The sequence below is a fragment of the Candidatus Methylarchaceae archaeon HK02M2 genome (assembly GCA_024256165.1).
Classification (GTDB): domain Archaea; phylum Thermoproteota; class Nitrososphaeria; order Nitrososphaerales; family JACAEJ01; genus HK02M2.
In genome coordinates this window covers 1-19,004 of the sequence record JAKLZG010000040.1, presented here as the reverse complement: position 1 = coordinate 19,004, position 19,004 = coordinate 1, and the positions used below count along the sequence as shown (strand labels likewise).

The following is a 19,004-nucleotide window of genomic DNA, read 5'->3' as shown; positions in this document are numbered from 1 at the left end:
AGCACTCCCTTTATACCTTCTAAAGCAGATTTTACTTTTTTCTCTATTTCACTCTCATCCATAATTTATCACTGCATCTTTATGTTCGATAATTGTAGAAACAATTATCTTTCAGCATTTATATATCCTTCCTTTACCAAATTGATTTAGTTCTTAATTCGGCGTTCAATAACACATCTATCTATATCATTGCTACAGGTCTATCATATTCAAATACCGTAGAATAGATGCTCTGGAATAGCTTTGGAAAGTCGCTTAAAGATTTAACGGTAAAATGTATTGGAAAATATTTATGTACATTGATGTTCTTTTGTGTACCGATGCCTATCGTAAAGATGTCGTGAAAAAATGTTTTTCTGGCTGCTTCTTCTGTATGTTCCTCAGGATTTCCCTTTTTACATGTATTCGGCTCTCCATCAGTTATAACGATTAATATTTTTGTTTCAGAGGGGAATTTATCTAAGCGATTGATACAGAATTCGATACTATCACAGATATTGGTGGTACCTCCTGAGTACATACCACCTATACGAGCTTTAACAAGTCTATCATAACCTTCGTTGAAGTCTTTAACTATGTAGAAGTTGTTACTGAACGCACATATGCAGAAGTTGTAATCGGTCAGAGCAATATGTGCGACCTCAGAAAGCAATATGGTGAATTCGGTAACCTCCGATGCTAATACACTACTACTAACATCGGTCAGGATCAGCCACTTTGTATCGGCTTCCTTTTCTATGTATCTTTTAAACAGATGTTCATCCTTGTTCAAAAGACGTTGAACAAAGTCGTGAGATAGGCACGCCCCTGTCCTATAATTCTCTTCCCAATCTTGTGCCTGTTTAATGAATAGAAAATTCGAGGATATCTTCCTTATTTGTGATATAACTTCCAACCTACATTTATAGAAAAAATTCCAGTCTTCATTTGATGTATAGATTTCAAGTGGGTCTTTAGAAAAATACTGCTTTATTTTTTTATCCCTTATATTTTTTAAGACCATACGTTGATCATCCATATCGATGCCAAAAAGATCTCTCACCAATCTCTTCTCAACTTCGGAAGGATCTAGCTGAACATCGAATCTATCAGCGAATTCATCTACGATCTGCTCTTCGTAGCTTTTAACCTGATCTTCTTCTCCCAAGACGTTTTTACTAAATACTGCAATTTCTCTCATTGACTCTTTACTATTAGCGTCACTTGCATTTTTTCCTTCTAAAATGATGTTCTCTGAAATCAAGCCGGTTTCATAAGACTCAAAAAGAGGTTGAAGTAAGAACTCAACTGAGATCAATTTATGGATTTGCTCAGCGGAGGGAACAAGCTCTTCATCGAAAAGATAAGACCATTTGATACGTTCTAAAATACTCTTTACTTTTTCTATATTTTCAAGTTGAATTTTACTTAAAGCAGTATGATCGCCTTTAATTCTCCCAAATGTGATATATTGAATTAAGGCTAAGAGAAATCTAAGTTTTTCAGGAACATCTTGAATATTTTTATTATGTAAAAAATGGTATGCTAGATAACTTGCAAAATCCCTTTTTAGCCCTGGATATCTATTGATTAGAAAGTTATTGCAGCGATAGTCTTCAATCAAGTTTGCTATAAATAAACGCAGTTTATCGATCCTATACCATCTTTGCCACTTCTTTATTTCTGATAGATATATGTGACTGGCTTGATGGGCGACTTGTACCCTAAAGTTTCTGAGAGCCTGGATAGGATCACAATCAAAGACTTTTGTACCAATGATTATCTTATTTTTATCCTCATTGCCGGTCTCCCAAATATCAGATAAATATTCCGTATCATCGGATATTTCAATGGAAATGTCTTTCTTGCAGACTATGCTAGCGATCTCTTTGCCCTTTATCCTTAAAAGATGTGGGTTGAGATTACCGAGTATTAAATTACGTTTTAACATGCTAATTAACTCATCATTCAATCAATATTGAGCAGATCTCCTCAACACGGGTCTTCTCTTCTTCATCGGTAAAACGATTGATTATGGAAATTTCCACAGCATCTTTTTTGCCGAGACCATTTGCTATAAGGTTGCAACAATCTATAAGGTTCCGGAGGCTGATAAAATCACGCAAGTTACCCTCCTTATATTCACCATTTATTTTTTCAGCAATCTCGATGAGACTTTCAGTAAATATTTCATCGTGTAATTTGCCTCTCATCTTTATGATCTTCTTCTTCTCATCAAAGGACGACTCAGGTACTTCAATCATCTGGAATCTATCTAAAAAGGCGATGTTAAGATGTTGTGTGCCAAGGTACTCTCCCTTTGGTGGGTTAAGGGTTATTATAGCGAAAGCGTGTGGATGCCTATCGACTCTCTCATTCTGGTGCTCCTTGATGATCAAGTAACGTCGAAAGTCGAAAACAGAGTGAATTCTTGCGAGAACACTCGACCTTGCTAATGAGAGCTCGTCGAGTATCAATAAACCACCATGTCTACACCAGATTGGTAAGAGCCCACTAACCCATGCGGTCTCATTACATCTCATTTCATAATGTCCAACAAGATCGTATTCTGTCAGATTTCTTGATCCACTAATATCATAGACAGGTAGGGAGAATTCTTGGGCCATAGATAAGCAGAGGTGGTTTTTACCAACACCCTTCTCTCCGATCAGTACTGCTTGTCCGATGACTTGGAGTGCAAAAAGAGACTTCTGCCAGAGATTCTTAAAGTCGAAAAATGTCGGTATGTTAGCAGGAACCATCGATTTCAAGTTGTCAGGGACGTCATAGCTTATATCGGGGACAAGGGCCATATTATCCTCATCTACATCTTTGTAGCTAGATGTGACTTCGACTAATTTTTCATTTAGATATGCTTTTTTAACTCCTTTTTTAATTAAACCAAAAAGTGATCTTTTTTCATTATCATTTAAAAAGTAACCCATGGGAGATACTTTTACGTTCACTATTTTTTTTTCTACATATTTTGGTGGGAGCACTATCTGGACCGTCTGACCCACTTTTATCGCCTAATTATAATTGGGCGATTTCGCAGGATATAAATCTAATTATTCAAAAGTAAAATTTCTAAATGATGATTAGGCTATTGTTGGTTAAAATATCCCAAAAAAAAAGGGGGGGTTTGAGTTTTTCTTTTTAGTTCGTTTACCAGATGCCTTGTAGCGGTAGACCAGTACCTTCGAGAGTCTTCATAGCCTTCGCGTATGCTGCATCCCATTCATCAGTTGGAAGGACTGTGTTTACGTCATAGCATTGTTGGAATGTCTTGCCCTTTGGAGCAGTCTTGTAGCTATCTACGCCTTCATTTGTTGCAAGGACTGCGTTTATCACTTCGTTTGATTTGGGTACATTAAGCTTTGTAGTTGCTATTGCTACTTCTCCCATGACTCTCGCTTCTATACCAGTAGTGTAGTCTAGTGCGACTCCCTTGGCTGCAGCAACACCTGATTCTAGCTCCCTTCCAGAAGCTGTATCACCCATTGACTGAGCTGCAAGCTCTAAAAGGACCATCTCTGTGCATGGACCAGCCAGCGTGTAGTACTGGTTAGCTAGCATGTAAGGTGTGTTCCTGTCAATAGCGAGTCCACACCAACCTGCTACTTGGATAGTCTCCCTTGCTGTAGTTGTTCCCCACCTTACGTGGATTGGCCCGTCCAGGTGGTAAGTAACGCCGCCCAATAGACCAAAGCTCGCAGTGGTGGATGCTACGTCTACAATTGCAGTCTGCTCCCTAGTGCCTGTGAAGCCACCGATTATTGGCATTTGCTCGGACATTAGAACAGCGTCTATATCCTTTATGTGCTGTATCTCTCTAAGGATGTCGACGTCATACTTAAGCTCGTTTAGCTGAGAGACTTCGTGACTGTCACATGGTCTTAGACCGCCTGTGACGTTCTCAGGTGATAGGAAGTCAGCACTGTTCCTTACAATGCCTAGGCCGGACTCAGGACCCTAAATGCCCATTCCTGGTCTGCCGGCATTGGCACATGCAAGGTGTATAAACTGCTGCTCAGTTTTGCATGCTTTCATCTCGAGTGGAGAACCTGGTATTACGTCATTACCCTGGAATTTGCTCAAGACTCCGTTGACGATCGTGTTAACGACTCCCTCTTGGGAATATGTTGACATCAAGTCTACCATTGTCTTCTCTGAGAGAGGAGCACCTGTAGGACCTCCTTGGGTCACAGGTTTTTTAGCATAGCTGGCGGTTCCAACTTTCCTTGACCTTAGCATTGTACCGTCTCTGCCAGCACCTAGCATGACCTCTTCAGTGGCATATTTAATGCCATCAAGAAGTTCGTCCTCAGTTACTGTCAAGATACGGCTTGTATCGATACAGATCATGCCTGTATCTACAAGCAGCTGCACACCTGCTTCGTAGCAGCGGTCTGCCATATCTGCATCAGGAACAAATGTTTTTTCATCGATCTTAATTCCACTTGCGTCGACAGCGGCTTGGCATGCCTTTGGAATTACTTTAAAGTCCCAATCAGCCTCGTCAGCCTTAGGACCTTTAGCGTTTCTTAACCAAGCATCTATCGCGGTTACCCTTCTCTTGCGTACCATATTTTTTTCACCATAACCTCCTTTTATGCACCTACCATCTCCCTTGCTCTGTAGACACCTTCTGATGCATTGTTAGCTAGGACAGCTCCGATCTCTTCTGCCCATTCGGGGGTTGTACATGCACCGCCGATAAGGACTCCAACTTTTGGATAGAGACCCTCCTCTTTTCCTTCCTCAACAACATTCCTCTGGAAAAGAGTAGTTGCTGACATCAGGGCTGAGACTGCCACGATTTGACAATCGTTCTCCTTGCATGTACTCCAGAAATTTCCAATTGGTACGTCTCGACCAAGGTCGAATACTGTAAAGCCTGCACCCCTCAACATGATTGCTGCTATTGTCTTTCCAATGTCGTGAATATCACCTTGTACGGTTCCTATTACGACCTTGCCCGGTGAAGCTGTGGCTCCAGCCTTGGCAAGTTCAGGCTCAAGTACCTCGATACCCGCGATCATTGCATCTGCAGCTACCATAACTTGAGGTAGGTATATTTCTGCATCTTCGAATTGTTTGGCTATAACATTCATTCCAGAAACGAGGGCATCAAGTGCATCTTTGGCAGACATGCCAGCACTCAATGCTTTTCCTGCTTCTGATTTTGCTGTTCCTGCATCGCCTTTAATGACTGAATCTTTCATTACTTCTTTACTCAACTAGAATGCCTCCGGCATATATATGGGACCAGACTCTATAAATACTTAGCGTTTTCGATAAAAATTTTTATGAAAGTTATTATCAATTAAAGTTGACATAAAAAAATACGTAAAAATATTTAAAAAATATTAAAAAATTTTGAATATAACATTGTTTTAATGCAACCGAATTAGTATTAAAACATAGTTATATCCTTTATTAATGTACATATCTGATCATATAAATCAAAACTACAATCCCTAAAACATCAAAGAATTAAATAACCAGTATTTATTATTCTATAAAGAGGAGTAAAAATGCCATTTTGTTCTGAATGTAGTAGTCCGATTCCTGAAAATGCGAAATTCTGCCCTGCCTGTGGAGCTCGTGTATCTCCTCAAAAGGCAGAACTTACATCTCCGGAGTTAAGGATAATGTACATCCTATTATCTCATAAGGGAAGATCTAGTTTCACTAGAATGATGGGTGAATGTGGGATGTGTTTTGGTATGTTCCGAAATTATGCTGATGGTCTTGTCGAGAAAGGACTGATTAAAAGGGGCTCAACTTTGAAGGACTACATCTTGACTCCTAAAGGAAAGCAGGAGATGATGAGTAGATCGGATCAAGGAATACCATATAGATGGTTAGAGGAATTGGAAGAATAAAATGATCAATCTTGGCTGAGCAACCAGTGGGAATTCAGAATATATCTTCATTGGTTAATGAGTTTGGTATTTTCATCTCTAGATCAGGCAAACTACATAAAGTATCTTCGATAAATGAATTTGGAAACTATGTTAAATTACTTACCAAGTGTGGACAGTATATAATTGTTAGAAACTCTCGTCGTAGTAAAGCTGCAAGATGGATTAGAAATGGATGGATAAAGAGACCATGCAAGGGGTGTAAGATTAAAGGCGAGGACCTGTCCAAATTTAAAACATGTGAATGAGTTCTAGACTATATATAACTTATTCTTTAAAATATATATTAGACTTCCTCTAATATCAAGGAGAAATTATGCCTACATTAAACCTGACCGATCGTGAGGTCGATATTTTGGTAAACCTACTCAAAACCAGTCTAAAGGACGATTATCATGACAATGGCGACCCAGAAATGCGAAGGAAGAATTTGGTCAAGGGAATCTTGCCAAGAAACTTGAAAGAAGAAATCAGAGATGTTTTAGGAAAACTTGAATATGTGCAAAGATGGTGGAACCAACGAATTGAAGATTTAGAACTAAAGTTAGATCGACTGAGGGAGTTGGAGCAAAGAATTATTAAAACAAATTAACATATCTTTAAGATATTAAATAAGAATAAGAATATGAATATTGATCAAAAGTACCTTCCGCTATAACTAAAATGCTAAGTAAATAAATCAAATTTCTTAGATTTCTTTTTTACTATCAATAACATCCATGTGTTGTCATCTTCATGATCGGACCATTCCACCTCACGCCAAGGTCCATAACTTGGTCTTGATCGTCTAGCATCTAAACATCTTTCTATGTCATAATATCCTTTTAATTTGATGCAATCTATCAAATCGTGATTACTTTTCACTCCTTTGTTAGAAAAGAATTCTTTGTACCCCCTTCCAGGCTTATTAAGGATGACTACCCTCCCATCTTTTGCAATATACTTCCCAATTTTATCCAAAATTAATTTGTAATCAACATAATTGAATATATCACTGAAAATTGCGATGTCGATCTTCTCTTCTAACTTTTCATCAATTCTTTCTAGGCTGATGTCCCCCAAACCAATGAACTTTGCAATTCTTCTTTTTTGTTCATAACACTTTGTTTCTTTTAATAATTCTTCCATATCTGCCTTTACATATAGAGAATTGCCAGCTATTTCTCCATCTTTCTCTTGGGGAAGTCCAATATCTACAAGAATTCTATATTTAGCTTTCAATATTCTATTAATGATATCGCTCTTTGGTCTTTGCCCACAACCAAAATCGGCAATTAAGTCGATTATACCCTTATCAAAGATTACCAATGGAACAAGGACTGCGCTAATAAAATCCTTCATAGTGTCACTATAAATGTCCACCCAATGGTTCTCCCATCCACACTTGTACATTCAATATTGATCCAACAACAGAGTTCTTTTGTTTTGGTCTGTCATATTTGTGACAGACAGCTTTAAATTTTGGCAAGGTCAATTATAACCTGAGTTGACTCCTGAGCTGTTATCGAAAATACTCATGGATTTTGGATTAACGGACAGACAGGTAGAGATCTATCTCTTTCTAGCTAAGACAGGGCCTTTTATAGCATCCCATCTATCAACTTCATTGAACATTCACAGAACAGAAGTTTATCAGATTTTAAAAGAGTTGCAGAAGAAGGGTTTAGTAGAGTCTACTCTTGAATTTCCCAAACGTTTCACTGCCATTCCATTTGAGAGAGCACTGAACCTCCTAATTAAAGCGAAGAAAGATGAAGTTGAATATTTGGAGAAGGATAAGGATAGATTACTATCTATGTGGGAGTCGATCGAAGTTAGAAAGCCTGAAACTCTTTCTGAGAAGTTTATGCTCCTTAAAGGACGAGATAGAATTTTTTCAAGAATTTCTCAAATGATAGAAGAGATGCATAACGAATTTTGGATAATGACAACTTCTTTAGGTATTGTGCGCTTAGAAATTGCAGGTCTGATCGACGATATTGTTAAGCGTAATGCTCGGTTCAGAATTCTTACGAATATCTCACAAGAAAATATGGCAACAGTCAGACGAATACGCTCTACAATAGAGACACATCCGTCGATGGAAGTAAGACATGTAGAATTCGGAGTAAAATTATTCCCACGCATAGTGATAAAAGACGGGAAGGAAACCATTCTATTTATAACACATAAAGAGGATAGGTCCATAACGCGTCGAGAAGATATAGGACTATGGACAGATTGTAAACCATTTATCAACACAATTGTAGCGTTCTTCGAAAAGATATGGTCTAATTCGATAGATTGGCAAACAAGGATATCTATGATTGAAAGGAAATTGAGCTGTGCCATGAGGTCTCCAGCTGTTAGCGTTTTAACTTCAGATTCTATCTCTACTGTTGTAAACAAAATAGTGGAACAGGACATAGGAGCAGTGATCGTGACTAGCGGTAAAGAACCTGTTGGTATTATAACTGAAAGCGATATATTAAATAAGATTCTTAAGCTTAAAATAAATCCGGATGAGACTTATGCAAAGGACATAATGTCTACGCCCATCGTGACCGTTGAATACGATTGTGATCTGACAGATGCGTTAAAACTAATGCAAGAAAAACACATAAGAAGGTTAGCCATCACAAAGAACGGAACGCTAATAGGTATAGTAACAGAAAGGAGAATATTAAATTCCCAAGTCTGCCCTGGTCTGATAAAAATTTCAATATGATTTCTTATAGAAATTACCGAACTAGATTAGAAGAACAACTTGACACAGCAGTCATAATTATGAAGAAAGGATCAAACCTAATACATATGTTTAAACGGGGCCCCCGGGAGTCGAACCCGGCTGAAGAGGACTAGAACCTCTCTGACCGCCCCTGGCCAGAGCCCCAATTCTCCCATAAGCTTTTTATTTCCGTATGCCTCGGGGGCATTCTACTCCATTTTCATCCGGATCATGCGATCAGTCTAGGAGTGGGTTCCCGAGGCGGGTGAGAACACCCATGAAAAAAAAATCCAAAGAAACTTTTAAATTTTATCTGAAGACGTAAAAGCAAGCATTTGGGGCAATTTAACTATGAAAATCTGTGTTGTTGGAGGGAGACTTCAAGGAACTGAGGCAACTTACTTGGCAAAAAAAGCAGGATACGAAGTCATCTTAATTGATAAAGACTTTGATGTCCCTGCAGGATCACTTGCTGATGAGTTTTATACCTTTGACTTATTAAATGATGTTAGTGCTATAAAAAGAGTCTTAAATTCTGCAGATGCCATACTTCCAGCTACTGAAAATTTACAGAGTCTGAGATTTTTAAAGGAGTTGTCGATACAGATAGGTATCCCGTATATGCAAGATAATCCCGCTTTTTGGATATCTTCTGATAAAGTTAAATCAAGAGAGTTTTTTATCAATTCAGATATCCCCAATCCAACACCATGGCCAAATTCTGGTTTCCCAGTTATAGTAAAACCTGCGAGGAAGAGTGGCAGTGTAGGTGTTTTTAAAGCAGATAATAAAGAACAGTTAAAAGAAGCCTTGAAAAGGTCTTCATTGATCGATGAAAAGCTTATTATCCAGAAATTCATCGATGGTCCAGCATTATCCCTTGAAGTTGTAGCACTTGAAGGGAGTTCTTTACCCCTGCAAATAACACAGTTAAAGTTTGATGAAACTTACGGTTGTAAATGCGCTTTTGCACCAGATCAAGTTAGTGATGATGTGAGAAAGAGTTTTACGGAGATTAGTGAGAAGATGGCAAAAAGACTGAATCTAACTGGCTTGATGGATGCTCAAGCCATAGTGGATGATTCCAATGTCCCATCGATGATAGAGATCAATGCAAGGTTACCCAGCCAAACTCCAACTGTAGTTTATCATTCTTCTGGTGTGAATATGGTTAGCCTTCTTGTAGATATTTTCTTAAGCAATAAAATTCCTTATGTAGCTGTTAAGCCAAAGACCGCTGTGATATACCAACATATCTATATTTTAAATGACAAACTTGCCATTGTAGGAGAACATATGATGAGTAATGCAAAAAATCTCAGGATTGAAAAAAAATTCTTTGGAGTCGATGAAGCTATAACAAACCTAGATTCCGGTAAATCTAAGGGAGTAGCAACACTTATTGTAAAGGCTTCTTCACTTGAAGAAGCGGAGAGAAAGTCAATGCAAGCAATAGAAGGATTGATGGCGGAATTCCATCTTACCAAATTCCTAGATTCATCTCCTAAGGGTGTATGAAGAATGAGATGCATGGATAGGTTAACTAATGACGATATCCGATTGATACCCGATAGCATCGAAGAATATGACATAGATTTTAAAGCCAAAATAGGCAAGTCTTTGATAGAGTTAGCAAAGTATTTGGTAGATGATCAAGAAATAGATCAAGAAATCATAAGAAGCAAGGTGGCAGTCATCCCCGTAACTGCAGGTCTGGGCGTCATAGAAGGCTTCGTTGATGCCGTTGTCGCAATATTGAGATATATAGGCATGGATGCCTTTATTACTCAAAATACCGATGTAGCTGGCTTTGCTGAAGCATTTTCAAACAATGTCGACTTGGTATTCATGGGCGACGATCTGGTTTTTTCAGCGTTTAATATCAATCGGAAAAAAGTTATCGACAACTCCTTCGCTACTGGAAGAGTATATGCGGCTGCTTTAGAACTAGTTGCGCAAGGTGTGAAAGGCAAGACTGTAGTGGTCGTAGGCGCTGGGCGGGTGGGCTTGTCGGCTATAGATTACTTTATCCAAAAAGAAGCAAAGGTCATAGTTATAGAGATCGACAAGGAGAAGGTAAAAGAGCTGAAAAAAAGGTATAAAAGAAATCTGATCTTCATGGATAGTCTGGATGAAGCCATCAAATACACAAGACTCATCTTGGTGGCCGCACCTGTTCAAGGGCTTATGACTGAAAAGATTGTAAACTCAGAAACAATCGTCTCCGCACCGGCAATACCACTGGGATTGACCGAGTCTGCTTTACAAAAACTTCCTACGAATAATCTTATTCACGATCCTTTACAATTAGGTGTAGTAGCGATGGTTGCCCTAGCTCTAGGATGACTTTAGGCGAAATATTGAAATATACACTTGAAAGTTGATTAGACTGCTCATATATGTTACTAGTTTCATCAAATAAAACACTGGTGTAGAGAGATGGTCGAGTTCACCGTTACTCAAAAGCGTCGGCTCAAAGAACTTAATGCACCAACTGAGCTTTTAGAACGAGTTTTTGAGAAAGTCTCAGAACGAGATGCATTCTTTGATAAGTTTGTATCAAACCTTGTAAGTGACAGTAAAACTCGAGTTCAACAATCAATAAAGATGAAAAGCCGGTCGTCCTTGAAGGTTATTGAAAAGAAAGTTGCCGAGGCAGTCGTCTTAAAAGGGTTCACAGAAGTGAATACTCCAATACTCATGCCAAAATCTTACATTAAGCGTATGGGCATAGATGAATCCAACAAGCTTTGGAAGCAAATAATCTGGTTAAAGGATAATCTGTGCTTAAGGCCTATGCTGGCACCAAACCTTTACTATATAATGAAAAGAATCAGGAGATTCTCACAGCCTGTACGCATATTCGAGATAGGCCCATGCTTCCGGAAGGAAGAGGAAGGTTTGATACATTCAACTGAATTTACAATGGCCAATATCGTAGAACTGGCACCTGAGGGGGATCCGTCTATCATCTTACAAGAAATGATTAGCGCAGTTATGAATTCGGTCGGACTGACAAATTATGAAATTAAAGAGTCGCCTTGTATGGTTTACAGGAGGACTCATGACATTTTAGTCAATGGCATAGAGGTCGCTTCTGCTGTTATAGGCCCAATACCTATCGATCAAAATTGGGATATTACTGAACCTTGGGCAGGTGTAGGTTTTGGTCTGGAAAGATTGGCTATGTTGAGTAAAGGTTTAAACCGAATAAAGCCTGTTGTAAGAAGTGTGACATACTTGGACAGTATCTTTTTAAACATATGAGAGGTGATCACTTTTTTCGATTTTAATCCCAAAGATAGAAAAGTCATGGAGATCTTAGAAAAAGCTCTTGATGGCAAAGATCTTTTAAAAAACGAAGTTCTTTACCTCGCAAATGTTAGGGATATTCACGATCTTTATTCCATATTTTCAGCAGCTCAGGAGTTGCGTGAGAGGTTTTTTAAGAATCTTGTTTATACTTATGGCTTCATCTACTTCACTACTTATTGCAGGAATTCTTGCACATTCTGCGCCTATAGAAAACCAAACAATAAAGCGATAAGGTATAGGAAATCCATGGATGAAATTCTCGATTACTCTAAGGAGATAATGGAGTCGGGGATAAATTTGATTGATTTGACGATGAGTGAAGACCCTCTTATTTACGATCAGGGTGACGGGTGGCATCTGGTCGAGAAGATTGTCAAGACAATAAAGGATGCTACAGGACTTCCCATAATGGTCTCGCCTGGTGCAATTTGTAGAGACGGAATAAAAGCGTTTGGAAAGGTTGGAGCGGACTGGTTTGCTGTTTATCAAGAGACATACAACCGTGAATTATATCGCAATCTTAGATTATACCAAGACTTCGACTATCGTGTAAAGGTAAAGCTTTGGGCGAAGAGTGAGGGTATGTTGATTGAAGATGGTATGCTTTTAGGAGTTGGTGAGACCGAAAGTGATTGGGTAGAATCGATCTTCTCAATGAAAAGTATTGGAGCTCATCAAGTTCGCGAGATGGGTTTTATCCCTCAGCCTAACACTCCGATGGAGAATATCCCGCCGCCACCTCTATTGAATGAGATGAAAGTTATAGCTTTGATGAGGTTAACCAATCCCGATAAACTCATTCCTTCATCATTCGATGTAGATGGTATTAAGGGGCTTCAATTACGCCTTATCGCTGGAGCGAATGTAGTAACTTCTTTGATTCCTCCAAGGACGGGGCTTGTTGGTGTAGCACAAGCAGATCTAGGTGTAGATAGCGGCATTCGGACTAGGGATGGCATAAAGCCATATATGGAACAGTTAAATTTTCGACTTGCCTCGCAGAAAGAGTATGCAAAGTGGGTTAAGGAGCAACGTGAAAAATTAGAAATAAAACGGGAATAGTTATAGACGAATTTGGTGCTCCTGTAAAGCCTTCAATAGCTCACTTTTCTTCTAATTTAAGTTTAGAGAATTCGAATACTTTTTCAGGACACTCTCTCTCACATCTCTTACAAGAGATGCCGATACATAAATCAGTTCGAATAACTATCCTGAATTTATCGTCTTCATCTAAAACTTCGAGTGCTTCTTCTGGACACGCATATTCGCATGATTTGCATCCCGTACAACCTTCAAATTCTTGTGCCAATATAGTACCTGTTTCCCTAACTACATGAAGTCCCTTCTCCCCTAGAACCGGTATATCCCTTATTACGATTCTGTGTATTTTCGGCGCAAATTCTCTTTCAGGGTATTCAGGTAATTTGTAATGCTTAAGGAAGTGACGGTACTGATCCATTGGCATACCGCTCCAGAAACCAAGCTCAACTATGTATGCATTCTTAAAGTCTTGTTCTAATGGGAACATAACATGAGTGCGCTTTAGCTGCTCAGCGATCTCCTGAGCTTTTTCAAGTACTTCAATATCCTTGGCTATATCACATGCAAAAGCAAGAGATGTATTGCCTACTTGGTAAATATTTTTTACAGTTGGAGGGACTAGGCCGACACCCTGGGCTTTAAAAGCATCAACATACGTGCCTCCTGCACCTGCCATGTATGCAGATTCGATATCCTTAATCGATAAACCCAGATGGTTTACAAGTGTCAAGTGACCTGCTCTGAAAGCTCCAAAAGCCTTACCAGCCTCGGTCAAATCCTCTTCGGTGAAGTAGATATCGTCACCTAATAACCGAATTCTCTTATCTTGCGTTGAGATATGTGGTAAGCGGATCAAATCATTTTGCATTCCTGTGTAAACTACAGCTATCGTTCCTGTCCCAGTGATTCCTCTCGGATGAAGGTAAGAGTCGTATTTCTTAACCATCTTTCCATCTATCGCATCTACAAGGTATGATTGATGCCCAATCATCTCATTGTCTAGCACTGTAATTTGAAGACCGCCATCGTATGAATTAACGTCTGAGATTGCTCCGGGAGATGCGAGCATACCCATTTCGATTTCCTGACCTTCTATCGCTGGACCCGCTGCAGCAGAACCCGTGTAGATTTCGTCATCTACCATTAAACCTATTTCAGCATTAGTCCCATAATCTGTGACCAGAGCTATTTCTTTTTTATCCAATAGACCAGACTTAAAGATCATGGCTATTGCATCGGCACCTATCATATGAATAACAGCAGGGGGGATGCACACCTCGACCTTAGGGTTTAAGATTTCCAAACCTACTTTATCTGCATTTACTACTTTACCCTTTCTCTCAATTCTAGAGAGACCGATAGCTTCAAGCGCAGCGTCACCCGCATAAGCCAAATCCCTTATCTCTATCCCTTGGAATATCGATAACTGTATCGGGTTTCCACTAAAAGCCATTCTCTCGACTTTTTTAAGGTCTACATCGAGACTGAGAAGGACGTTCTCAACGGCTCGGACAACGATCTTATGCCCAACTTCTAAACCATTGCTCATGCAAAAATCTAAGTGATCCATAACGTTACCTCCGGGCAAAGGATGTCGTAAGGTTATAGCTGTTGAGAGAACTTTCTTACTTTCTAGTTCTATCGCTTGAGCTCTTATTCCACTTGTTCCTATATCGACACCTATGACCAAGCTCATATTTACCACATCATGTTTTACCTCAAAAGTACTGATATATATAAATTGAACTAAATAAAGTTGTAAGTCATAAATTACTAGAATGTAAAAAAGTTAAAAACAATTATTATAAAATCGTTTTATAGAATCTGTAGTCATGTTTCAAAAGAATCGTTCTAATTATTTTATGTTATTTAGTACTTTAGATACTCGTCTCAGACATTCTAATGCACACTCATATGATGGAAAGCTCTTCATACCGCATTCAGGACCAGCGTATAAAACTCTCTCAATACCATAATTAGTTATCATCTCAGTCAATCTTCTTTTCATGGTATGTTCAGTTTCAAGAAATTCTTTTGGGTCACGCATTCCTTGCTTTATTTCAACCCAAGTTTTTCCAACTTTTTCCATCAAAGTAGATCCGTCATCTTTTCTATCAACTGAAGTCGACAATTTCTCTCTAATAAGCCTATCAAAATCTGTGATGCATATGCTCGCTTTCAAGAACTTATCTTTCTTTTCAAGAAGTTGTTTTGTTCTTTTTGATTTATAGATTGGGTCATCGACATGGGACTCAATAACGTTTAACGAGTCTATCTCCCAAAATAACTCATCTACTGTATTGTGAAGGTGGATACACGAGCGTAGTCCCTCCGAAATTACCTTATGGGAAATCCTTTCCCAAGCCTTAAGAAGTTCTTCTCTTCCTTCAGTACCATAATCTATTAATGAGTCACTTATAAACCCAAAGGCTGGCTCATCGATTGCGACTAGCTCTACAGTTGAATATTTATCTTTAAAAATGTTATTTGAGACAAACTTTGAGAGAATCTCACTCAAATCATGAAAAATATTTACCCTTCGATCAACAAAGAGGGATGATAAGGTATACGGACCAGTGATACAAATCTTGATCTTGAAAGGATAGCCTATTTTTTCATAAATATATCGTGAATTCCTTTTAATTACTTGAACCTCGGGGATCTTCGTTTTTTCAAGTACTACAGATAAATTTTCGACTACAATCCAACCGTCCTCAGTCTTCTGGATACCATCAATCGAATCTAGGAACATCAGATTCATATCTCTTAATTGTGGATAATTAGGGACAAGTATCCCTTCTTTAAGCTTGTCTAAGATAACTCTGATGATTTCTTTCTCAAAATATTTAGTGGGTTCAGATAAAGGATGATCTGTCTCATAAAGCAGTGATAGGAGTGAATTGAAGCTAACAGCGCCTCTCGAGAGCTTATCAAAGTTCCCAAAGAAAGGCATACTTCCAACATCATAAGATTTTATTCTGGGCACTGACTCCGATCCTCCCAAATTTAATACAGATATTTTTATATCTAAAGGTTATTCCAATTATTTAGTTTTTTCAGATGAATATTACGATTCTGCTTATGTAGTTATCCCATTTGGAAAAACGAGTTAGTGATTAAAAATGGTAAAAGTAGTCGCTGTAATAGGAAGTAAAGATTCTGGAAAGACCTCGACAATAGAGTATCTTATCTCTAACTTTAAAAATGAAGGTTTCAAAGTAGGTTCGGTTAAGCATGTCCATAAGCCAGATTTTACTATTGACATTGAGGGCAAAGATACATGGAGATATGCTCAAGCTGGCGCGAAAGTGATCGTTCTTGTTGCTTCAAGAGAAGTAGCTATAATAAAAAAGGGAGTTCCGAAAATCAAGTTAGAAGAAATGGTTAAAAATTTGGAAGAAGAAGGGCTCGACATCATATTCATCGAAGGATTCCGTTCCATTACAGCTGAAAGGGGTGATATTTGCAAGATTATTACGGCCAAGGATGAGGAAGACTTGGAAAAAATCATGAAAGATATGATTCCGCCAGTAGTGGCAATTACTGGGAAAGTTGCAAAAATTAACCCAAAACTTCGCAATTTAGGAGTTCCAATAATAGATTTGAATATTGAGGGAAATAAACTCATCCAGATTGTCAAAAATCATTTAATATGAAGATATAGCCCATAGCCATTTTTATTTGATTGGTCTATCCAAAATAAAATCAAGGGATCAAACTTGATTTATTCTATAACCTTGAAAAACATTTCAAGGATTTCGCTTAAAATCGATGTCATTTAGTAAATATAAGTTCTATTTATCATCGACCCTTTTGATATCTAATAAGCTATCTGATAGTTAGTCTTTCTAATTCTGTTGTCTCTGTAGATCTAATGCCCTCCCTCAGGCTTTTATAACGATTTCTTATTGTAACTTCTGTAACACCAGCCGCTTTAGCAATTTCTTTTTGAGTTCTAGCTCTTCCGTCAAGAAGACAAGCGATATACAATGCTGATGCTGCCAGTCCTATGGGGTCTTTTCCAGCTGATATTTTAGTTCTTTTTGCTTCCTTAAGAATTTGTAAAGCTTTCCTACTGGTCCTCTCAGGGATTGTGGCTTTGTTGGCGATTTTTGATACATATTTCAGTGAATCTACAACAGGCATCTTTAACTTTAATTCTCTATGGAGAAGTCTATAACTTCTGGCAACATCTTTCTTTTCAACTCCACTAGCTTCGATTACATCATTCAAGGTTCTAGGCGTATCGGTCTCTCTGCATGCCGCATACAAAGAAGCGGTAATGATAGATAAGATTGAGCGGCCTCTCACAAGATTCTTTTTCAGAGCTTTTCTGTAAATATAAGCTGCCCTCTCAACAACATTATTGCTTACTTTTAACTTGTCGGCCGATTTATCTAGTTCGGTTAGAGCTCGTTTAAGGTTTCTATGAGAAGACATTTCCATCTGACTTCTGATATCCCACTTTTTCATTCTTTGGGCTATTACTCTCTCTTGATGTGTAAGTCTCCTACCAGATGCATCTCTTCTACTATCATCAAGCATTGTTGCTAAACATTTATCAAATACAGCTAAGGACAAAGGTATGCCAACCCTTGCTTTTGCTTCCCTTTCCTCTTTTGTAAAGGCTCTCCATTCTGGATAAATGTCTATTTCACTTTCTTTAATGATGTATCCACAACTACTACAAAGAATTTCACCGCATATATAATCCTCTATTGGAGGCCCTTTTCCACATTTAGGACAACGCTCAGAATATTCGACAAATCTTTTTTTTGAGGAAGTTATCATTCAATTATATTTATTTATAATTGATGATAATTAAATGTTAACAATATGTTATACAAAGATATGATCACATTATAAGAAATATTGTTATGTAATTTCCATTACCATCATTGTAAGTGTCGACTTTATATTCTCTAAGCGTCTAATCTTCATAGTTATGATTTCCTTTACCTTATCTATCGAATCAGCTTCAACCTTAGCTATTATATCATAGACACCGTAAACAAAATGAGCTTCCTTTACATTTTCGATCTTTTCAATTTCTTTCAGTATATATTTTTCTGTTCCAAGGTCTACATTTATCAATATATATGCCATGGCCATACTATAGATGACTACTTTGTTCTTAATAAATTTGTCAGAGTTATCAAACAATATTTTATTGCATTTTAAATTCATTTTACACTTAGATTAACAGAAATAAGAAATAAACATCATAATTTAATCTAGTTAGCTTTATATTTAAAATCCTCTTAATACCGATCTTATTCATCAAGGATTTCCGAATCTTTAGGTTCTATCGCTTTCTTAAGTCCTTGACCTTTTACATATACTGTATACTATATATAGTGTACACTTTTTCAAAATAAGGAAATCTAGGAAAAATCAAGGAAAAATAAGGAACGATAGGAAACTAAAAATCGCAAAATACCGACAATGATGACTGGATCCAGGTATCAGATCAATAACCCTGAGCGTCATTCCTAGCCCATTTTTTAGGATTCCTAACAAGGAAAAATAAGGAATTTTTAAGAAATGTTTCAGTTCCTATTTTTGGCCAAAAATTTCCTTGTCAATTCCTAAATAAGATTCTTAATATTTTCTTAATTATTTTAAGGAAAACATGTAGAAACAGAGGTATAAAATACTTTGAATTAAAATTTAGGTATGCTCCAGACCGTAAATTGGGATCTTTAAGGATATGATAAGCTGTTATAAAATCCTTAAAAATCGGTAATCATATTACGGCAACTCCCTTAACTTGATAGTTTAGCTCATAAATCACTTGTAATGCGCACGACTTACAAATACCCAAAAAACATAGCATAAATTCATTAATTTGCATTACAGTATAATACGGGCGCATTACAATATCAAAAACATGTTATGTTTTAGTTCAGCATGCAAAAATCTAAGACAAGTTGAAAGAAGATTTAGACAGGATATTTCTCTTCGAGCACGGGAAATTATCTGAGCTGATCTGAGATTGGCTGAGATACAAAGTAGAAGGTTATGAAAAAAAAGAA

Annotated in this window: 17 protein-coding genes and 1 pseudogene; 9 read left to right on the top strand and 9 right to left on the bottom strand. The window is 37.8% G+C overall.

The annotated features are described in order from the left end of the window. Positions 1–181: 181 nt before the first annotated feature. The 4 genes and pseudogenes from L6N96_03315 to L6N96_03300 all read right to left on the bottom strand — a co-directional run bounded on the left by L6N96_03315 (position 182) and on the right by L6N96_03300 (position 5,219). Positions 182–1,930 carry a VWA domain-containing protein gene (locus tag L6N96_03315; protein ID MCP8323191.1) on the bottom strand — a complete coding sequence of 583 codons (1,749 nt, stop codon included), beginning with the start codon at positions 1,928–1,930 and terminating at the stop codon, positions 182–184. Positions 1,931–1,943: 13 nt separating this feature from the next. Beyond that, the gene (locus L6N96_03310) at positions 1,944–2,999 is read right to left on the bottom strand and encodes an AAA family ATPase (GenBank protein MCP8323190.1); all 1,056 of its coding nucleotides are present in this window, start codon (positions 2,997–2,999) and stop codon (positions 1,944–1,946) included. Between the two features lie 145 nt (positions 3,000–3,144). After that, positions 3,145–4,566: pseudogene (locus tag L6N96_03305) on the bottom strand (monomethylamine:corrinoid methyltransferase). Positions 4,567–4,589: 23 nt separating this feature from the next. Then, complete coding sequence (locus L6N96_03300; GenBank protein MCP8323189.1) at positions 4,590–5,219, bottom strand: cobalamin-dependent protein; 630 nt, start codon at positions 5,217–5,219, stop codon at positions 4,590–4,592. Between the two features lie 297 nt (positions 5,220–5,516). Between L6N96_03300 and L6N96_03295 the strand changes: the two genes are divergently transcribed. The 3 genes from L6N96_03295 to L6N96_03285 all read left to right on the top strand — a co-directional run bounded on the left by L6N96_03295 (position 5,517) and on the right by L6N96_03285 (position 6,498). Next, complete coding sequence (locus L6N96_03295; protein MCP8323188.1) at positions 5,517–5,867, top strand: zinc-ribbon domain-containing protein; 351 nt, start codon at positions 5,517–5,519, stop codon at positions 5,865–5,867. Positions 5,868–5,878: 11 nt separating this feature from the next. Next, positions 5,879–6,154, top strand: a complete 276-nt coding sequence (locus L6N96_03290) for a hypothetical protein (protein MCP8323187.1) — start codon at positions 5,879–5,881, stop codon at positions 6,152–6,154. A gap of 68 nt (positions 6,155–6,222) precedes the next feature. After that, a complete protein-coding gene (locus L6N96_03285; protein MCP8323186.1) occupies positions 6,223–6,498 on the top strand; it encodes a hypothetical protein in 276 nt (91 codons plus the stop codon). 74 nt (positions 6,499–6,572) lie between these two features. On the opposite strand, the gene L6N96_03280 is transcribed toward L6N96_03285, so the two are convergent. Next, positions 6,573–7,298, bottom strand: coding sequence for a hypothetical protein (locus L6N96_03280; protein ID MCP8323185.1), 726 nt, complete (start codon positions 7,296–7,298; stop codon positions 6,573–6,575). 124 nt (positions 7,299–7,422) lie between these two features. Here L6N96_03280 and L6N96_03275 point away from each other — a divergent pair, with 124 nt between their 5' ends. The 5 genes from L6N96_03275 to pylB all read left to right on the top strand — a co-directional run bounded on the left by L6N96_03275 (position 7,423) and on the right by pylB (position 12,990). Next, a complete protein-coding gene (locus L6N96_03275) occupies positions 7,423–8,613 on the top strand; it encodes a CBS domain-containing protein (protein MCP8323184.1) in 1,191 nt (396 codons plus the stop codon). 351 nt (positions 8,614–8,964) lie between these two features. Further along, positions 8,965–10,131, top strand: a complete 1,167-nt coding sequence (gene pylC, locus L6N96_03270) for a 3-methylornithine--L-lysine ligase PylC (GenBank protein MCP8323183.1) — start codon at positions 8,965–8,967, stop codon at positions 10,129–10,131. 12 nt (positions 10,132–10,143) lie between these two features. After that, the gene (pylD, locus tag L6N96_03265; protein ID MCP8323182.1) at positions 10,144–10,959 is read left to right on the top strand and encodes a 3-methylornithyl-N6-L-lysine dehydrogenase PylD; all 816 of its coding nucleotides are present in this window, start codon (positions 10,144–10,146) and stop codon (positions 10,957–10,959) included. Between the two features lie 93 nt (positions 10,960–11,052). Then, complete coding sequence (locus L6N96_03260) at positions 11,053–11,880, top strand: hypothetical protein (GenBank protein MCP8323181.1); 828 nt, start codon at positions 11,053–11,055, stop codon at positions 11,878–11,880. A 45-nt stretch (positions 11,881–11,925) separates the two neighbouring features. Then, positions 11,926–12,990 carry a methylornithine synthase PylB gene (gene pylB / locus L6N96_03255; GenBank protein ID MCP8323180.1) on the top strand — a complete coding sequence of 355 codons (1,065 nt, stop codon included), beginning with the start codon at positions 11,926–11,928 and terminating at the stop codon, positions 12,988–12,990. A gap of 40 nt (positions 12,991–13,030) precedes the next feature. On the opposite strand, the gene L6N96_03250 is transcribed toward pylB, so the two are convergent. Both L6N96_03250 and L6N96_03245 read right to left on the bottom strand, forming a co-directional pair. After that, on the bottom strand, positions 13,031–14,665 hold the full coding sequence (locus L6N96_03250; protein ID MCP8323179.1) for a methylamine methyltransferase corrinoid protein reductive activase: 1,635 nt from the start codon (positions 14,663–14,665) through the stop codon (positions 13,031–13,033). A gap of 159 nt (positions 14,666–14,824) precedes the next feature. Then, positions 14,825–15,955: a hypothetical protein gene (locus L6N96_03245; GenBank protein MCP8323178.1), complete on the bottom strand. Its 1,131-nt coding sequence runs from the start codon at positions 15,953–15,955 to the stop codon at positions 14,825–14,827. A gap of 136 nt (positions 15,956–16,091) precedes the next feature. Here L6N96_03245 and mobB point away from each other — a divergent pair, with 136 nt between their 5' ends. Continuing rightward, the gene (mobB, locus tag L6N96_03240; GenBank protein ID MCP8323177.1) at positions 16,092–16,625 is read left to right on the top strand and encodes a molybdopterin-guanine dinucleotide biosynthesis protein B; all 534 of its coding nucleotides are present in this window, start codon (positions 16,092–16,094) and stop codon (positions 16,623–16,625) included. A 172-nt stretch (positions 16,626–16,797) separates the two neighbouring features. Here the strand turns inward: mobB and tfb are convergent, their stop codons facing one another. Continuing rightward, positions 16,798–17,760, bottom strand: coding sequence for a transcription initiation factor IIB (tfb, locus tag L6N96_03235; protein ID MCP8323176.1), 963 nt, complete (start codon positions 17,758–17,760; stop codon positions 16,798–16,800). Positions 17,761–17,844: 84 nt separating this feature from the next. Further along, complete coding sequence (locus L6N96_03230) at positions 17,845–18,075, bottom strand: Lrp/AsnC ligand binding domain-containing protein (protein MCP8323175.1); 231 nt, start codon at positions 18,073–18,075, stop codon at positions 17,845–17,847. Positions 18,076–19,004: the final 929 nt, after the last annotated feature.